Annotated in this window: 11 protein-coding genes; 2 read left to right on the plus strand and 9 right to left on the minus strand. The window is 70.4% G+C overall.

The window, feature by feature from the left end; translation table 11 throughout:
* Window positions 1–29: 29 nt before the first annotated feature.
* Window positions 30–1661 carry an L-glutamate gamma-semialdehyde dehydrogenase gene (gene pruA, locus ACWC0C_RS21670; protein WP_449199291.1) on the minus strand — a complete coding sequence of 544 codons (1632 nt, stop codon included), beginning with the start codon at window positions 1659–1661 and terminating at the stop codon, window positions 30–32.
* A gap of 39 nt (window positions 1662–1700) precedes the next feature.
* Window positions 1701–2627: a proline dehydrogenase family protein gene (locus tag ACWC0C_RS21675; RefSeq protein ID WP_449199290.1), complete on the minus strand. Its 927-nt coding sequence runs from the start codon at window positions 2625–2627 to the stop codon at window positions 1701–1703.
* Between the two features lie 144 nt (window positions 2628–2771).
* On the opposite strand from ACWC0C_RS21675, the gene ACWC0C_RS21680 reads away from it, so the two are divergent.
* A complete protein-coding gene (locus ACWC0C_RS21680; protein ID WP_450865277.1) occupies window positions 2772–4145 on the plus strand; it encodes a PucR family transcriptional regulator in 1374 nt (457 codons plus the stop codon).
* A gap of 103 nt (window positions 4146–4248) precedes the next feature.
* Here ACWC0C_RS21680 and ACWC0C_RS21685 read toward each other — a convergent pair whose 3' ends face one another.
* Complete coding sequence (locus ACWC0C_RS21685) at window positions 4249–4860, minus strand: TetR/AcrR family transcriptional regulator (RefSeq protein WP_450865278.1); 612 nt, start codon at window positions 4858–4860, stop codon at window positions 4249–4251.
* Between the two features lie 123 nt (window positions 4861–4983).
* Here ACWC0C_RS21685 and ACWC0C_RS21690 point away from each other — a divergent pair, with 123 nt between their 5' ends.
* Entirely contained in the window at window positions 4984–6522 is a 1539-nt protein-coding gene (locus tag ACWC0C_RS21690) for an MFS transporter (RefSeq protein ID WP_450865279.1), read from the plus strand.
* A gap of 113 nt (window positions 6523–6635) precedes the next feature.
* On the opposite strand, the gene serA is transcribed toward ACWC0C_RS21690, so the two are convergent.
* From serA to ACWC0C_RS21720, 6 genes are all read right to left on the minus strand, one after another.
* Window positions 6636–8225, minus strand: coding sequence for a phosphoglycerate dehydrogenase (gene serA, locus ACWC0C_RS21695; protein WP_450865280.1), 1590 nt, complete (start codon window positions 8223–8225; stop codon window positions 6636–6638).
* 254 nt (window positions 8226–8479) lie between these two features.
* Window positions 8480–9478 carry a ketol-acid reductoisomerase gene (gene ilvC, locus ACWC0C_RS21700; RefSeq protein WP_450865281.1) on the minus strand — a complete coding sequence of 333 codons (999 nt, stop codon included), beginning with the start codon at window positions 9476–9478 and terminating at the stop codon, window positions 8480–8482.
* Between the two features lie 120 nt (window positions 9479–9598).
* Window positions 9599–10123 carry an acetolactate synthase small subunit gene (gene ilvN, locus ACWC0C_RS21705; protein WP_030614411.1) on the minus strand — a complete coding sequence of 175 codons (525 nt, stop codon included), beginning with the start codon at window positions 10121–10123 and terminating at the stop codon, window positions 9599–9601.
* Between the two features lie 27 nt (window positions 10124–10150).
* Window positions 10151–11998 (minus strand): acetolactate synthase large subunit, encoded by a 1848-nt coding sequence (locus ACWC0C_RS21710; protein ID WP_449199284.1) that lies wholly within the window; start codon window positions 11996–11998, stop codon window positions 10151–10153.
* Between the two features lie 243 nt (window positions 11999–12241).
* Window positions 12242–15286 carry a putative bifunctional diguanylate cyclase/phosphodiesterase gene (locus tag ACWC0C_RS21715; protein ID WP_449199283.1) on the minus strand — a complete coding sequence of 1015 codons (3045 nt, stop codon included), beginning with the start codon at window positions 15284–15286 and terminating at the stop codon, window positions 12242–12244.
* 385 nt (window positions 15287–15671) lie between these two features.
* Entirely contained in the window at window positions 15672–16625 is a 954-nt protein-coding gene (locus tag ACWC0C_RS21720; RefSeq protein WP_449199282.1) for a 2-hydroxyacid dehydrogenase, read from the minus strand.
* Between the last annotated feature and the right edge of the window lie 32 nt (window positions 16626–16657).

Below are 16657 nucleotides of genomic sequence, written 5' to 3' on the forward strand. Positions count from 1 at the left end.
GCGTCCCGGCTCGGGGGTACGACGACGTGTCAGCCCATGTGCGGGTAGGTGTAGTCGGTCGGCGCGACCAGCGTCTCCTTGATGGCGCGGGTCAGGGTCCAGCGCAGGAGGTTCTGCGGGGCGCCGGCCTTGTCGTTGGTGCCGGAGGCGCGGCCGCCGCCGAAGGGCTGCTGGCCGACGACGGCACCGGTCGACTTGTCGTTGATGTAGAAGTTGCCGGCCGCGTAGCGGAGCTTGTCCATCGTGTACGCCGCCGCCGCACGGTCGTTGGAGATGACCGAGCCGGTGAGCGCGTAGTCGGACACCGACTCCATCTGGGCCAGCATCTCGTCGTACTTGTCGTCCTCGTAGACGTGCACGGCGAGGAACGGGCCGAAGTACTCGGTGCGGAAGACCTCGTTCTCCGGGTCGGAGCACTCGACGACGGTCGGGCGGACGAAGTAGCCGACCGAGTCGTCGTAGGTGCCGCCCGCGACGATCGTGCAGGTCGGGTCTTCCTTGGCGCGGTCGATCGCGGCCTTGTTCTTGGCGAAGGCACGGTCGTCGATCACGGCGCCGATGAAGTTCGACAGGTCGGTGACGTCACCCATGGTCAGGTAGTCGACCTCGGCCGCGAACTCCTCCTTGAAGCCCGAGTTCCAGATGGAGGCCGGGATGTAGGCGCGGGAGGTGGCGGAGCACTTCTGGCCCTGGTACTCGAAGGCACCCCGGGTGAGGGCGGTCTTCAGCACGGCGCGGTCGGCGCTCGGGTGGGCGACCAGGAAGTCCTTGCCGCCGGTCTCGCCGACCAGACGCGGGTAGGAGCGGTACTTCTCGATGTTGTTGCCGACCGTCTTCCACAGGTACTGGAAGGTCTTGGTCGAGCCGGTGAAGTGGATGCCGGCCAGGTCCCGGTGCTCCAGGGCGACCTTGGAGACCTCGATGCCGTCACCGGTGACGAGGTTGATGACGCCCTTGGGCAGACCGGCCTCCTCCAGCAGCTGCATGAGCAGCACGGCGGCGTGGGTCTGGGTCGGGGACGGCTTCCAGACGACGACGTTGCCCATCAACGCGGGCGCGGTGGGCAGGTTGCCCGCAATGGCGCTGAAGTTGAAGGGGGTGATCGCGTAGACGAAGCCCTCGAGCGGACGGTGGTCCAGGCGGTTCCACACGCCCGGGGAGTTGGCCGGGGGCTGCTCGGCGAGGATCTGGCGGGCGTAGTGGACGTTGAAGCGCCAGAAGTCGATCAGCTCGCACGGCGTGTCGATCTCGGCCTGCTGGGCGGTCTTGGACTGGCCGAGCATGGTGGAGGCGGCGATGGTCTCGCGCCACGGGCCGGAGAGCAGTTCGGCGGCGCGCAGGATGATGGCGGCGCGGTCGTCGAAGGACATGGCGCGCCAGGCGGGCGCGGCGGCGAGGGCCGCGTCGATGGCGTCCTTCGCGTCCTGCTGGGTGGCGTGGTGGCCGGCGCCGATGACGGCCTTGTGGTTGTGCGGCTGGACCACCTGGAACGGCTCGCCGCCGCCCATCCGCTTCTCCCCGCCGATGGTCATCGGCAGGTCGATCGGGTTCTCTGCCAGCTCCTTGAGCTTGGCCTCCAGACGGGCGCGCTCGGGCGAGCCGGGGGCGTAGCCGTGCACCGGCTCGTTGACGGGGGTGGGGACCTGGGTCACAGCGTCCATGAGATCCTTGACTCCTTGATCTTGAGCGGGTGTTCGGGTTCAGCCCTTGCTGACCATCGAGCGCAGGAAGAAGCGCAGGTTGGCCGGCTTCTCCGCGAGACGGCGCATGAAGTAGCCGTACCAGTCGGTGCCATAGGCGGTGTAGACGCGCATGCGGTGGCCCTCGGCGGCCAGCCGCAGGTGCTCGTCGCTGCGGATGCCGTACAGCATCTGGAACTCGTACTCGTCCAGCTTGCGGCCGGCCTTGTGGGCCAGCTCCTGGGCGATGGCGATCAGGCGCGGGTCGTGGGACCCGATCATCGGGTACCCCTCGCCCTCCATCAGGATGCGCAGGACCCGGACGTACGCCTTGTCGATCTCGTGTTTCTGCTGGTAGGCGACCTCGGCGGGCTCCTTGTAGGCGCCCTTGACCAGGCGGACGCGGCTGCCGGCGGCGGCGAGGCGGCGGGCGTCGGCCTCGGTGCGGAAGAGGTAGGCCTGGATGACGCAGCCGGTCTGCGGGAAGTCCTTCCGCAGCTCCTCGTGGATGGCGAACATCGAGTCGAGGGTGGTGTGGTCCTCGGCGTCCAGCGTCACGGTCGTACCGATGGCGGCGGCGGCCTCGACGACCGGGCGGACGTTGGCGAGCGCCAGCTCGTGGCCGCCCGCGAGCGCCTGGCCGAACATGGAGAGCTTGACGGACATCTCGACGCGCTCGCCGAGCTCCAGCTCCTTGAGGTGGTCGATCAGCGCCAGGTAGGCGTCCCGGGCGGCGGTGGCCTGCTCGGGGGTGGTGATGTCCTCGCCGACGACGTCCATCGTCAGCTCCAGACCCTTGGCCGTCAGGTCCTTGATGATCGGCACGATGTCGGCCACGGTCTCACCGGGGATGAAGCGGTCGACGACCTGCTTGGTCACCGGGGCCGCCGAGATCAGGCGTCGCATCCGGTCGCTGCGCGACGCGGCGAGAATCACGGGACCCAGCACGGGGCACCTCCACAGACAAGCACCAAATACGGCCATCACCCGACGATTCGGGTACGGCACGGAGAACCACCGTGAAACCTAAGGATCTCTCCGATCGTGGGCCATCGACAGCTGTCACGCATCCGTGCCCTGGATCTCAGACAGATGTATGAAGACCTCCGGAAAATGAGGGAGAATGCCCGAGTGGCGGCGGATTTCAAGGCGTTCAAGGCTGACTACCAGGAGCTGGTGGACGAGATCTCGGAGCTGCTCGGGGCCCCGGCGACCCTGGAGAACCGCGACTTCGAGCTGATCGCCTTCGGCGCGTACGACAGCGACGACGAGCTGGACCCGTCCGCCCTGGACCCGGTGCGCACCCGCTCGATCATGACCCGGCGCTCCACGGCGACGGTCCGGGCCTGGTTCGAGGGCTTCGGCATCACCCGCGCGACCGGCCCGGTGCGGATCCCGCCGAGCCCGGAGGCGGGCGTCTACCGCGGCCGGATCTGCCTGCCGGTGCGCCATCGGGGTGTCGTCCTCGGTTACGTCTGGCTGCTGGACAGCGATCCGGGGCCGTCGGACGCCCAGCTGGCCGCCGCGATGGAGGTGGCCGGCCGGATCGGCGCGCTGCTCGCGGACGAGGCGGAGGCCGGGGCCGGGCTGAGCCGGGAGCTGCGGGCCGTGCTGACGGCGGAGCGCGGCTGGCAGCGGGACATGGCGGTGGCCGAACTCCGTACTGCGCTCGGCCCCCGCGCCGAAGGCCCGCTCACCCTGGTCTGTGTGGCCCCCTGGCCCTCGGCCGACCCGGACGACGCCCCCGCCGCCCGCACGATCCCCCATGCCACGGCGCTGTGCACGCTGCCGTGGGGGGCGTCGGCGCAGAGCCTCGCCCTGCTGGTACGGCTGCGGACCACGGAGGTGAGCACACCCGCACTGACGGCGGCCGCGCGGTTGCTGAAGGAGGCCGAAGCGGCTCGCGGCGGACCGGGAAGCGCGGCGCGCGGGGCGGGAACGGGGGCGGCGGCAGGGGTGGCGGCGGGTGACGCGGCGCGTGGGGCCGGGGCGCGGGCGGCCGCGGCGGCCGCTGCGGGATTCGCCGGAGCGGCGGCACCGGGCGCCCCGGGCGCCGGGTGCGCTGCCGGGGTCGGTGATCCCCGCATCGGGCTCGCCGAGCTGGGCACGGTCTGGCAGGAGGCGGCCGCCGCGACGCGCGCCGCGCTGGCCGAGCCGCGGTTCGGGCCGGTCGCCCAGTGGGCGCGCATCGGGCCGTACCGGCTGCTGACCGCCCTGCCACCGGAGTCCGCCCACGACCCCGTGGTCGGCCCCCTCCTCTCCCCCGCCCAGCGGGAGCTGGCCCGCACCGCCGAGGTCTATCTCGACTGTGCGGGCCAGGCCGCCCGTGCGGCCGCCGAACTGGGCATCCACCGGCAGACCTTGTACTACCGCCTGTCCCGGGTCGAGCAGCTGACCGGCCTGGACCTGGACGACGGGGAGGACCGGCTGCTGCTGCACATGGCGCTCAAGCGGGCCCGGCTGTAGGGCGGGGCCGTCAACCCGGGGCGGACCTCCGTCCCGTCCTCATCGACGTCGGGGGCCAGCTCCAGTTCGGCGTTGATCTCCGTCAGGCTCGGGATGAACGGGATCACTCCGTTGGCAGATCGGCCCCGCAGCTCGTCCTGACGGCCTCGGCGGCCTCGACGATCTGCCGGAGGCCCTCGGTGAGCGCGTCGCCGTCCGGGGCGGTCTTGGGATCGAACGACCACTGGGCGATGAGCCCGGTCATCAGCGTCATGTAGAACCGGCCGACGGTGTCCGCCGTCTCGTCGGAGACCTCCTCCTCCGGCACACCCTGGAGGAGGGCCACCAGACCGCGCGCGCCCTCCCGCTGCCCGCGGGCCAAGTGCTCACGCACCTCGGGCAGTTCGATGGTCATGACCTCCATGCTGAGCCGCCAGATGGAGCCCGGCCCCCGCATGGTGCCGACGATGTTCGACCACACCCACCGGAAGCGCTCCAGCGAACCGGGCGCCCCCTCGATCGTGGAGCCGTCACTTCCGTCGAAGGCGTCGGACATGTTCTCCACCAGCGCGATGTACGCCTGCGCCAGCAGGGCGTCCTTCGAGCCGTAGTGGTAGCCGATCGAGGCCAGGTTGGTCCCCGAGGCCTTGACGATGTCACGCGCCGTCGTGCGCGCGAACCCCTTCTCCAGCAGGCAGCGTTTGGCGCCTTCGAGCAGATCCTCACGGTGTCCCATGCCCACCACCCTACCGTCGATCCATACGACCGTCCTAGACAGATGACTTATACAGATGACTTATACGCATGACCTATACATGCGTTCTAGACAAGCGTTTAAGACGCCCGTACAGTCACCGTCATGACGAACTCGACGAACACGCCCGCCTCCGTCGGCGCCGGCAGCGCCGCCCCCGCCCGCGCCGGACGTCGCGAATGGACCACTCTCGGCGTGCTGATGCTGCCGCTGCTGCTGGTCTCGATGGACGTCTCCGTCCTGTACTTCGCGACCCCCGCGATCGCCGCCGACCTGCACCCGAGCGGCACCCAGCAGCTGTGGATCTTCGACGTCTACGGCTTCGTCCTGGCCGGCCTGCTGATGACGATGGGCTCGCTCGGCGACCGCATCGGCCGCCGCAAGCTCCTCCTCATGGGCGCCGCCGCCTTCGGCGGAGCCTCACTCCTCGCCGCCTACGCGGACAGCGCCGAGACCCTCATCGCGGCCCGCGCGATCCTCGGCATCGGCGGCGCGACCCTGATGCCGTCCACGATGGCGCTGCTGCGCACGATGTTCACCGACCCCGGCCAGCGGGCGAAGGCGATCGGCGTGTGGAGCGGCGTGATGACCGGCGGTATCGCGCTCGGCTCGGTGATGAGCGGCATCCTGGTCGAGCACTTCTGGTGGGGCTCGGTCTTCCTGGTCAACCTGCCCGCGATGGTCCTGCTCCTGATCCTCGGCCCGGTGCTGCTGCCGGAGTCGAAGGACCCGAACCCGGGCCGTTTCGACTGGCTGAGCATCCCGCTGTCGATGGCCGCCGTGCTCCCCGTGATCTACGGCCTGAAGGAGCTCCCCTCCGAGGGCTGGCGCCCGCTGTACGTCGTCTCCATCACCGTCGGCCTGCTCTTCACGGCCCTGTTCGTCCACCGGCAGCGCACGGGCGCCTCCCCGCTGATCCCGCCGGCCCTGCTCAAGGGCCACGGCTTCGCCCCGGCGCTGGTCCTGAACCTCGTCGCCGCGCTCGCCATGATGGGCTCGGCCGTCTTCACCACGCAGTACCTGCAGTCGGTCCTCGGCAAGAGCCCGCTGGCAGCCGCCCTGTGGAGCCTGCTGCCCTCGGTGTTCATCGGTCTCGCCGGTCCGGTGACGGCACAGCTCGTCCAGCGGGGAGTCAACCGGGGATCCGTCGTCGCCGGGGGCTTCGTCGCGATGGCGGCCGGTTTCTCGATGTTCACCCTCGTCGGCACCGACTCGCTGTGGCTGGTGCTGGCCGGGGCCGGCGTCCTCGCCTGCGGGATGGTGGCGATCACGTCCCAGCTGGTCGACCTGGCCATGAGCAGCGCCCCGGTGGAGCGGGCGGGCACGGCCTCGTCCCTGCTGGAGACCGGCACCGAGTTCGGCGGCGCGCTCGGCATGGCGGTCCTCGGCTCCATCGGTACGGCGATCTACCGCCACGAGATGCCCTCCACCGCCCCGGCGAGCGCCCGCGAGACCCTGGGCGACGCCCTCGCCACGGCGGCCCGGCTGCCCGGCCGGTCCGGCGCGTCCCTCCTCACCACCGCCCGGGAGGCGTTCACCAGCGGATTCCAGGGCGCGGCGATCGCCGGCGCGGTCCTGGTGGCGCTGGCGGCGGTGGGAGCGGCCGTGAGCCTGCGGAGGATCGAGGTCAGGGACGAGAAGTAGGACGAGAAGGAGGGCGACGCACAACGCCGGACGGGCTGAGGAACCTCAGCCCGTCCGGCGTACGCGCAAGAGTCCGGCCCTCCACCCGAGTCGGGTGGAGGGCCGGTAAAGGATCAGACCAGGTTCACCGACCGGGCCGACGCGGCGCCGATCTCCGAAGCGACCTCGGCCAGCACACCGGCGGCCACCGTGTCATCGACGGTCAGCACGGCCAACGCTTCGCCGCCCACCGCTGCGCGAGCGACCTGCATGCCGGCGATGTTGATGCCCGCCTCGCCGAGGATGCGGCCGACGGTGCCGACGACACCGGGACGGTCCTCGTAGCGCAGGACGAGCATGTGGTCGGCGAGCGCGAGGTCGACGTCGTAGTCGCCGACCGCGACGATCTTCTGGACGTGCTTCGGGCCGGCCAGCGTGCCGGAGACCGACACCTCCTCGCCGCTCGCCAGCGTGCCGCGCACGGTGACGACATTGCGGTGCTCGGCCGACTCGGAGCTGGTGGTCAGCCGGACCTCGACGCCACGCTCCTGCGCGAACAGCGGCGCGTTGACGTACGACACCGTCTCGTCGACGACGTCCTCGAAGACGCCCTTGAGCGCGGACAGCTCCAGCACCTTGACGTCGTGCTGGGTGATCTCGCCGTAGACCTCGACGTCGAGGCGGTGCGCGACCTCGCCGGCGAGCGCGGTGAAGATACGGCCGAGGCGCTCGGCGAGCGGCAGACCCGGCTTGACGTCCTCGGCGATGACACCGCCCTGGACGTTCACCGCGTCCGGGACCAGCTCACCGGCGAGGGCGAGGCGGACGGACTTGGCGACCGCGATGCCCGCCTTCTCCTGGGCCTCGTCGGTGGAGGCGCCGAGGTGCGGGGTGCAGACGACCTGGTCCAGCTCGAACAGCGGGGAGTCGGTGCACGGCTCCTTGGCGTACACGTCGAGGCCCGCGCCGGCGACCCGGCCCTCCTTCAGCGCCGAGTACAGCGCCTCCTCGTCGACGATGCCGCCGCGCGCGGCGTTGACGATGCGCACGCTCGGCTTGACCTTGCGCAGCGCCTCGTCGCCGATGAGGCCGAGGGTCTCGGGGGTCTTGGGCAGGTGGACGGTGATGAAGTCGGAGACCTCCAGCAGCTCGTCCAGGGACAGCACCTTGACGCCCATCTGCGCGGCCCGCGCGGGCTGCACGTAGGGGTCGTAGGCGACGACCTTCATGCCGAAGGCGGACATGCGCTGGGCGACCAGGGCACCGATGCGGCCGAGGCCGACGACACCGAGGGTCTTCTCGGCCAGCTCGACGCCCGTGTACTTGCTGCGCTTCCACTCGCCGTTCTTCAGCGCGGTGTTGGCCTGCGGGATGTTGCGGGCGGAGGCGAGGATCAGACCGCAGGCCAGCTCGGCGGCGGTCACGATGTTGGAGGTCGGGGCGTTGACGACCATCACGCCGGCCTTGGTGGCGGCGGAGACGTCGACGTTGTCCAGGCCGACGCCGGCGCGGGCGACGACCTTGAGCTTCTTCGCCGCGGCGATGGCCTCGGCGTCGACCTTGGTGGCGGAACGGATCAGGATCGCGTCCACATCGGCGAGGGCAGGGAGCAGTTCGGCTCGGTCCGCTCCGTTGGTGTGCCGGATCTCGAAGTCCGGGCCGAGTGCGTCCACGGTCGCGGGCGACAGCTCTTCAGCGATGAGTACGACGGGTTTCGAGCTCACGTGAGGTCCTCACAAGTCCAGAGCATGCGGACGGCCGTCCCGACGGCCGCAGGCGGAGGAGGGGGCTAGCCGCGGAAGACGCACGACGCTGTGGGCCTGACGCGTGTTGTGCAGCAGTGTAGTGGCGTGTCGGCGGGCGTATTGCGCCTCCACGGAAGGATCACCCGGACGGGAAACTCCATTTTGTATGGAGGGTTCGCACCGGATGGACGACGGGGGCCGGAGCTGCCTGCCCCGACCCCCGTCCATGAGGCTTACGCCTCTTCGTTCACCCAGCTCATCAGCTTGCGCAGCTGCTTGCCGGTGGTCTCCAGCAGGTGCTCGGAGTCCTGCCTCTTGTACTCGTTGTACTTCTTCAGACCGCCGTGGTACTCGTCCATCCAGTTCTGGGCGAAGGAGCCGTCCTGGATCTCGGCGAGGACCTGCTTCATCTCGGCCTTGGTGGCGTCGGTGATGATGCGCGGGCCGGTGACGTAGTCGCCCCACTCGGCGGTCTCGGAGATGGACCAGCGCATCTTCTCCAGGCCGCCCTCGTACATGAGGTCCACGATCAGCTTCAGCTCGTGCAGGCACTCGAAGTAGGCGATCTCCGGCTGGTAGCCGGCCTCGGTCAGGGTCTCGAAGCCCGCCTTGACCAGCGCGGCCGTACCACCGCAGAGGACGGCCTGCTCACCGAACAGGTCGGTCTCGGTCTCCTCGGTGAAGGTCGTCTTGATGACGCCGGCGCGGGTGCCGCCGATGCCCTTGGCGTAGGACAGGGCGAGCGCGAAGGCGCCTCCGGAGGCGTCCTGCTCGACGGCGGCGATGCAGGGAACGCCGCGGCCCTCCTCGTACTGGCGGCGGACCAGGTGGCCCGGGCCCTTCGGGGCGACCATGCAGACGTCCACGCCGGCCGGGGGCTTGATGAAGCCGAAGCGGATGTTGAAGCCATGGCCGAAGAACAGGGCGTCGCCGTCGTTCAGGTTCGGGGCGATGTCCTTCTCGTAGACCTGGGCCTGGATCGGGTCCGGGACCAGGATCATGATCACGTCGGCCTCGGCGGCGGCCTCCGACGGGGTCACCACGCGCAGGCCCTGCTCCTCGGCCTTGGCCTTGGACTTGGAGCCCTCGTGCAGACCGACACGCACGTCGACGCCCGAGTCACGCAGCGACAGCGCGTGGGCGTGGCCCTGGCTGCCGTAGCCGATGACCGCGACCTTGCGGCCCTGGATGATGGACAGGTCGGCGTCAGCGTCGTAGAACAGCTCGGCCACTTTGGGTTCTCTCCTTGGTGTGCAGGTTGTGCGTCCCACCGTATGACGGCGGGTGGGAAGGAAGTTTCAGGATCTCGGCATACGGGCGGCCGGCGGCTCACCGACCGCCCGTTTTCAGCCTTACGCAGATCGGTCGAGCGCGCGCAGCGAGCGGTCGGTGATCGAACGGGCGCCGCGGCCGATCGCGATCGTGCCGGACTGCACCAGCTCCTTGATGCCGTACGGCTCCAGCATCTTGAGCATGGCGGACAGCTTGTCACTCGATCCGGTGGCCTCGATGGTGACGGCCTCCGGGGAGACGTCGACGGTCTTGGCGCGGAACAGCTGGACGATCTCCACGATCTGGGAGCGGGTCTCGTTGTCGGCGCGGACCTTCACCAGGACGAGTTCGCGCTGCACGGCCTGACCGGGCTCCAGCTCGACGATCTTCAGCACGTTGACGAGCTTGTTGAGCTGCTTGGTCACCTGCTCCAGCGGCAGGTCCTCGACGTTCACCACGATGGTGATGCGGGAGATGTCGGGGTGCTCGGTGACACCGACCGCGAGCGAGTCGATGTTGAAGCCGCGGCGGGAGAACAGGGCGGCGATCCGGGCGAGGATGCCCGGCGTGTTCTCCACCAGGACGGAGAGCGTGTGCTTGGACATGTCTGTGGTTCCTCTTCGCTCTCTCGCTCAGTCGTCTTCGTTGTCGCCGAAGTCGGGGCGGACGTCCCGGGCTGCCATGATCTCGTCGTTGGAGGTGCCGGCGGCGACCATCGGCCACACCATCGCGTCCTCGTGGACGATGAAGTCGATGACGACCGGGCGGTCGTTGATGGAGTTCGCCTCCTCGATGACCTTGTCCAGGTCCTCCGGGCGCTCACAGCGCAGACCCACGCAGCCCATCGCCTCGGACAGCTTCACGAAGTCCGGCACGCGCGTGCCCTTCGCGTCCGGGTTGATGTCCTCCGGGCCGCTGTGCAGCACGGTGTTGGAGTAGCGCTGGTTGTAGAACAGGGTCTGCCACTGGCGGACCATGCCGAGGGCGCCGTTGTTGATGATGGCGACCTTGATCGGGATGTTGTTCAGGGCACAGGTGGTGAGCTCCTGATTGGTCATCTGGAAGCAGCCGTCGCCGTCGATCGCCCAGACCGTGCGGCCCGGCTGGCCGGCCTTGGCACCCATGGCGGCCGGGACCGCGTAGCCCATCGTTCCGGCGCCGCCGGAGTTCAGCCAGGTGGCGGGCTTCTCGTACTGGATGAAGTGCGCGGACCACATCTGGTGCTGGCCGACGCCCGCCGCGAAGATCGTGCCCTCCGGCGCGAGCCGGCCGATGCGCTCGATGACCTGCTGCGGGGAGAGCGAGCCGTCCTCGGGCTGGTCGTAGCCGAGCGGGTAGGTCTCGCGCCAGCGGTTCAGGTCGCTCCACCAGGCGGTGTAGTCGCCCTTGTGGCCCTCGCTGTGCTCCTTCTGCACGGCCTGGACCAGGTCGGCGATGACCTCACGGGCGTCACCGACGATCGGCACGTCGGCGGCGCGGTTCTTGCCGATCTCGGCCGGGTCGATGTCGGCGTGGACGATCTTGGCGTACGGGGCGAAGCTGTCCAGCTTGCCGGTGACGCGGTCGTCGAAGCGGGCGCCGAGGGCGACGATCAGGTCGGCCTTCTGCAGCGCGGTGACGGCGGTGACCGCACCGTGCATGCCCGGCATTCCCACGTGCAGCGGGTGGCTGTCGGGGAATGCGCCGAGCGCCATCAGGGTGGTGGTGACGGGCGCTCCGGTGAGTTCGGCGAGGACCTTCAGCTCGGCGGTGGCCCGCGCCTTGATGACGCCGCCGCCGACGTAGAGGACGGGCCGCTTGGCGGAGGTGATCAGCTTGGCGGCCTCGCGGATCTGCTTGGCGTGCGGCTTGGTCACCGGGCGGTAGCCGGGCAGGTCCATGGTGGGCGGCCAGGAGAAGGTGGTCTTCGCCTGGAGGGCGTCCTTGGAGATGTCGACCAGGACCGGTCCCGGGCGGCCGGTGGAGGCGATGTGGAACGCCTGCGCGATGACCCGCGGGATGTCCTCGGCCTTGGTGACCAGGAAGTTGTGCTTGGTGATCGGCATGGTGATGCCGACGATGTCCGCCTCCTGGAAGGCGTCCGTGCCGATCGACTTCGAGGAGACCTGGCCGGTGATCGCGACCAGCGGCACGGAGTCCATGTGCGCGTCGGCGATCGGGGTGACCAGGTTGGTGGCGCCGGGGCCGCTCGTCGCCATGCAGACGCCGACCTTGCCGGTGGCCTGCGCATAACCGGTGGCCGCGTGGCCGGCGCCCTGCTCGTGGCGGACCAGGACGTGGCGCACCCGGGTGGAGTCCATCAGCGGGTCGTACGCCGGCAGGATCGCGCCGCCGGGGATGCCGAATACCGTCTCAGCGCCGACCTCCTCGAGGGAGCGGATGAGGGACTGCGCACCCGTGACGTGCTCGACGGGGGCGGACTGCTGTCCTCCGGATCGGGGCCGCGGCTGCGGATGGGCCCCGGTGGCCTGCTCGGTCATCGGCATTCTCTTCTCGATGCTGAGGGTTTTTGCGAGGTTTGTACGGAGTTCAAGCGCTGCACGAAAAGCACTCGTGCAACAAAAAACCCCTCGTGCCGCAAGGCAAGCGAGGGGAGCGCGCCGGTGAGGTCGCTGGGGATTCCGGATCGTCCTCCGGTGGGTCCCAGCTCAGCCGACGCGCTGTCCAAGTACGAGAATTCGGGTGCGCATGGCACTGACCCTCCCCCCGACGCGCACCACGTGTCAAGTGGGTGGGACGGGAGTCTCAGAATGTGAACGAAGGGCACTGCCGCCTCCGAGAACAGCGGGAACACCCCCTGTGTACACCCCCTTCGGCTCCCTCGCCCCTTTCCACGGCTCGTTCACCTCCGGGGCGCCCGCGAACGCCGGTTCGGCCGGGGCGTGCGGCACCGGATAGTGGCCGGATGCGAGCGCCCGGCGCAGCCGGTACTCGTCCAGCGGCCCCCCGAACGCCATGCCCTGCCCGTGCGTGCAGCCCATCGCGCGCAGCGCGACGACCTGCTCCGGCAGGTCCACGCCCTCGGCCACGGACTGCAGCCCGAGATCGCCGGCGATCCGCAGCAGACCGCTGGTGATCTTGTGCAGCCGCGCGGACTCCACGACGCCCTCGACCAGACCGCGGTCGAGCTTGAGGATGTCCACGGGCAGCCTTCTGAGGGCCGTGATGGCCGCGTAGCCGCTGCCGAAGCCGTCCAGTGCGATCCGCACCCCGAGCCGGCCGAGCGCGGCCAGCCGGCGCTCCAGCTCGTCCAGGGAGACCCGCGGATCGGTGTCGGACAGCTCGACGACCAGCGCGCCGGGCGGCAGCCCGTACCGGGCCAGCAGCGCCTCCACCGAGCCCAGCGGCATGGAGCGGTCCAGCAGCCGCCGGGCGCTCATCCGTACCGTCACCGGGACGACGACCCCGGTGGCCGCACGCTCGGCGGCCTGCTCGACGGCCTCCTGCAGGATCCAGCGGTCGAGCTCGGCGGTCTTGTCACCGTCCTCGGCCATCCGCAGGAACTCCGCCGGGGTGAACAGCACCCCCTGCGAGGAGCGCCAGCGCGCCTGCGCCGACACCGCCGTGATCCGGCCACTGTCCAGGCAGACCACGGGCTGGTGCAGCAGCGCGAACTCGCCGTCGTGCAGCGCGGCACGCAGCCGGGTGGCCAGCTCCGCCTTGCGTACGACGTCCTGCTGCATCTGCGGCTTGTACAGCTCGACCCGGCCCTTGCCGGCCGCCTTCGCGCGGTACATCGCGAGGTCGGCGTTGCGCAGCAACTCGCCGGCGCCGAGGCCCGCTTCGGCGAAGGCGACGCCGATGGAGGCGTTGACCCGGACATCGTTGCCGTCGATCGGGTACGGCTGGGAGAGGGTCACCCGGAGGCGCTCGGCCAGCTCCAGGATGTTGCGCTCCCGGGCGGCACGGTCGCGGGTGGCGTCGCCGACGATCAGGGCCGCGAACTCGTCGCCGCCCAGCCGGGACGCCGTGTCCCCCTGCCGGACCGCGTCCTGGAGTCTGCGGGCGGCCTGGACCAGCAGCTCGTCCCCGGCCTGGTGCCCGATCGTGTCGTTGACGGCCTTGAAGCCGTCCAGGTCGATGAAGAGCACGGCCGTGTTGCGCAGGGCGGTGCCCCGGTCGGTGGCCCGGCGGCCGGAGAGGGCCTGCTGCACACGCCGGGTGAACAGGGCGCGGTTGGGCAGGTCGGTCAGCGGGTCGTGCTCGGCGTTGTGCTGCAGCTGCGCCTGCAGGCGCACGCGTTCGGTCACGTCCCGGCTGTTGAAGATCAGGCCGCCGTGGTGCCGGTTGACGGTCGACTCGACGTTGAGCCAGCCGCCGTCGCCGGACCGGAAGCGGCACTCGATGCGGGTGGTGGGTTCCTCCAGCGGGCTGGCGGCGAGGAAGCGGCGTACCTCGTGCACCACACAGCCCAGGTCCTCCGGGTGGATGAGACCGGCCAGCTCGCTGCCCACCAGTTCCTCGGCGGGCCGGCCGTAGACCCCGGCGGCGGCCGGGGAGACGTACCGCAGGATGCCGTTGGGCGCGGCGATCATGATCACGTCGCTGGAGCCCTGCACCAGGGAGCGGAAGTGGTTCTCCTTCTGCGCCAGTTCCTGGGTGAGGGTGATGTTGTCCAGCAGCATGATGCCCTGCCGGATGACGAGCGCGAGCACGACGGCGCCCGCGGTGATCAGCACCACGTGGTCGGGCCGGCGGCCGTTGAGGACGTTGTACAGGATGCCCAGGGTGCACACGGCGGCGGCGAGGTACGGGGTGAGGGCGGCGAGGGAGCCGGTGAGCGGCCGGCCGGCCGGATACCGGCTGTGCTCACCGCCCGGGGCGGGCAGGGCCACGTGCTGGTGGCCCGTGCCGCGCTGTCCGGGCAGGTGCTCGTGGACCACGCGCGTGTGCCCGTCCGGTACGTGCGCCTCCTGTGCGCCCTTGCGGGGCGCCGCCCAGGGGGCGTAGGCGAGCAGCAGCGAACCGGCGAACCAGCCCGCGTCCAGCAGCTGCCCGGAGCGGTAACTGCTGTGCAGCAGCGGCGAGGTGAACAGCGCGTCGCACATCACGGTCAGCGCGAGCGCCCCGATCGCCGTGTTCACCGCGGTGCGGTTTCCGGGGGTGCGGCGGAAGTGCAGGGCGAGCACCATGCTGACGAGCGCGATATCGAGCAGCGGGTACGCCAGCGACAGCGCGGTGTGCGCCACGCTCGGTCCGTCGAACCGGGCCGCCTGGGCGAGCGCGAGGCTCCACGACAGCGTGAGCAGCGAGCCGCCGATCAGCCAGGCGTCCAGCGCCAGGCAGATCCAGCCGGCCTTGGTCACGGGCCGTTTGGCGAGCACGAGCAGGCCCACGATGGCGGGCGGCGCGAAGCACAGGAAGAACAGGTCGGCGTAGGAGGGGCTGGGCACGGGCCGCCCGAGGACGACCTCGTACCACCCCCAGACCGCGTTGCCGAGGGCCGCCATCGCCGAGGAGAGGGCGAACAGCAGCCAGGCGGAGCGGAAGCGGACGCGCGGACTGCGGGCGTACAGGAAGCAGGAGACGGCGGCGGTGCCGGCCGCGGCGCTCAGCCCGAAGTCGCCCATGATCAGCGCGACTTCCTCCGTGCCCCAGTCGAACGCGGCGCCGACGGCGTAGGCGGCGCTGACCAGGGCGAGGACGAGCTGCTCCTTCGCGCGGGTGCCCGCGACGACGGCCGGCCGGCGGGGCGGCGGCGCCTGCTGCGGTTGCGGTACGCGCACCGCTCCGTCGAGAGCGGTGGTCACAGAGGGCGGCGCGCTCACCGGGGCCTCCCGGTCTGCGCCGCTCCCGGGTCCCGACGGTCCCGGTGTGCTGGGTGCGCATGCCTCCTGCGGGCGCTGTGCCTGCGCTGGTGGTGGCTGTGGTGGCTGGTGTGGTGACCGCGTCTGCGCGCGGTCGTGCGCCAGGGTCGCCGTCGGCGGCTCCGCCGCGTCGGATCGTTCGTCCATAGGCCGTGCATCGCCCGTCGCCCCCCTCACAAATCTGAACTGTCCATCCCCGGCGCCGAACGGTCGGCGGCGCAGCCCCTGTCGGGACGATACACCAGGATCGTCACTCAGGGACATAGCTTCTCTACGCTCCGTGACGACCAGCGGGTATGTGGGTACGGGCCGCATCCGGGGGGTTGCGGAGGGTGCCGGAACCGGACTACGCCCCCGTTGTGAGGATCACGTTCCGCAGGGGCTCATGGTTCACGAACCGGGTCAGCTGGTCGACGAGCAGCCGCTTCGCACGCGGCAGGAAGGCCGAGCTGGGCCCGCCCACGTGCGGGCTGATGAGCACGCCGGGGGCCCGCCAGAGCGGGTGTCCGGGCGGCAGCGGCTCGGGATCGGTGACGTCCAGGGCCGCGCCGATACGGCCGCTCTCCAGCTCCGTGAGCAGCGCCTTGGTGTCCACGACCGGACCGCGCGCCACGTTCACGAGCAGCGCCCCGTCCTTCATCCGCGCCAGGAAATCGGCGTCCACAAGCCCCCGCGTCTCCTCCGTCAAGGGCGTGGAGAGGATCACGACATCAGCGTGTGGAAGCAGAGAGGGCAATTCGGTGAGCGGGTGCACCGGACCGCGCGCCGTGGTGCGCTCAGAGCGCGCGACGCGCGCCACCCGCGCGAGTTCAAAGGGCGCGAGCCGGTCTTCGATGGCGGCTCCGATGGAGCCGTAGCCGACGATGAGGACGGACTTGTCGGCGAGGGCGGGACGGAACGCGCTCTGCCAGCGCTCCTGTTGCTGGGCGCGCACGAAGCCGGGGATGCCGCGCAGGGAGGCGAGGGTCAGGGTGAGCGCGAGCTCGGCGGTGCTCGCCTCGTGCACCCCACGCGCGTTGCACAGCCGCACGCCCGGCCGGATGGCCGACAGTCGCGCGGTGACGTCGTCGACGCCGGCCGTCAGTGTCTGGATGACCTGGACGCCGGTCAGCTGCTCCAGCGGACGCACCTTCACCGCCCACCGCTTCATGTACGGCACCACGTACAGGACACAGTCCGCCGGATCCCCGGGAAAGGCCTGCTCCCCGTCCTCGCCCCCGTCCCAGAACAGGTACCGGAGCCCCTCGGGAAGCCCCTCGATCTCCTCGGGCGCGATGGGAAGCCACACGTCAGCACTCATGGCATGGAGGCTAGGGCCTGCCCGGCGGGTCT

The organism is Streptomyces sp. NPDC001709 (assembly GCF_053596375.1).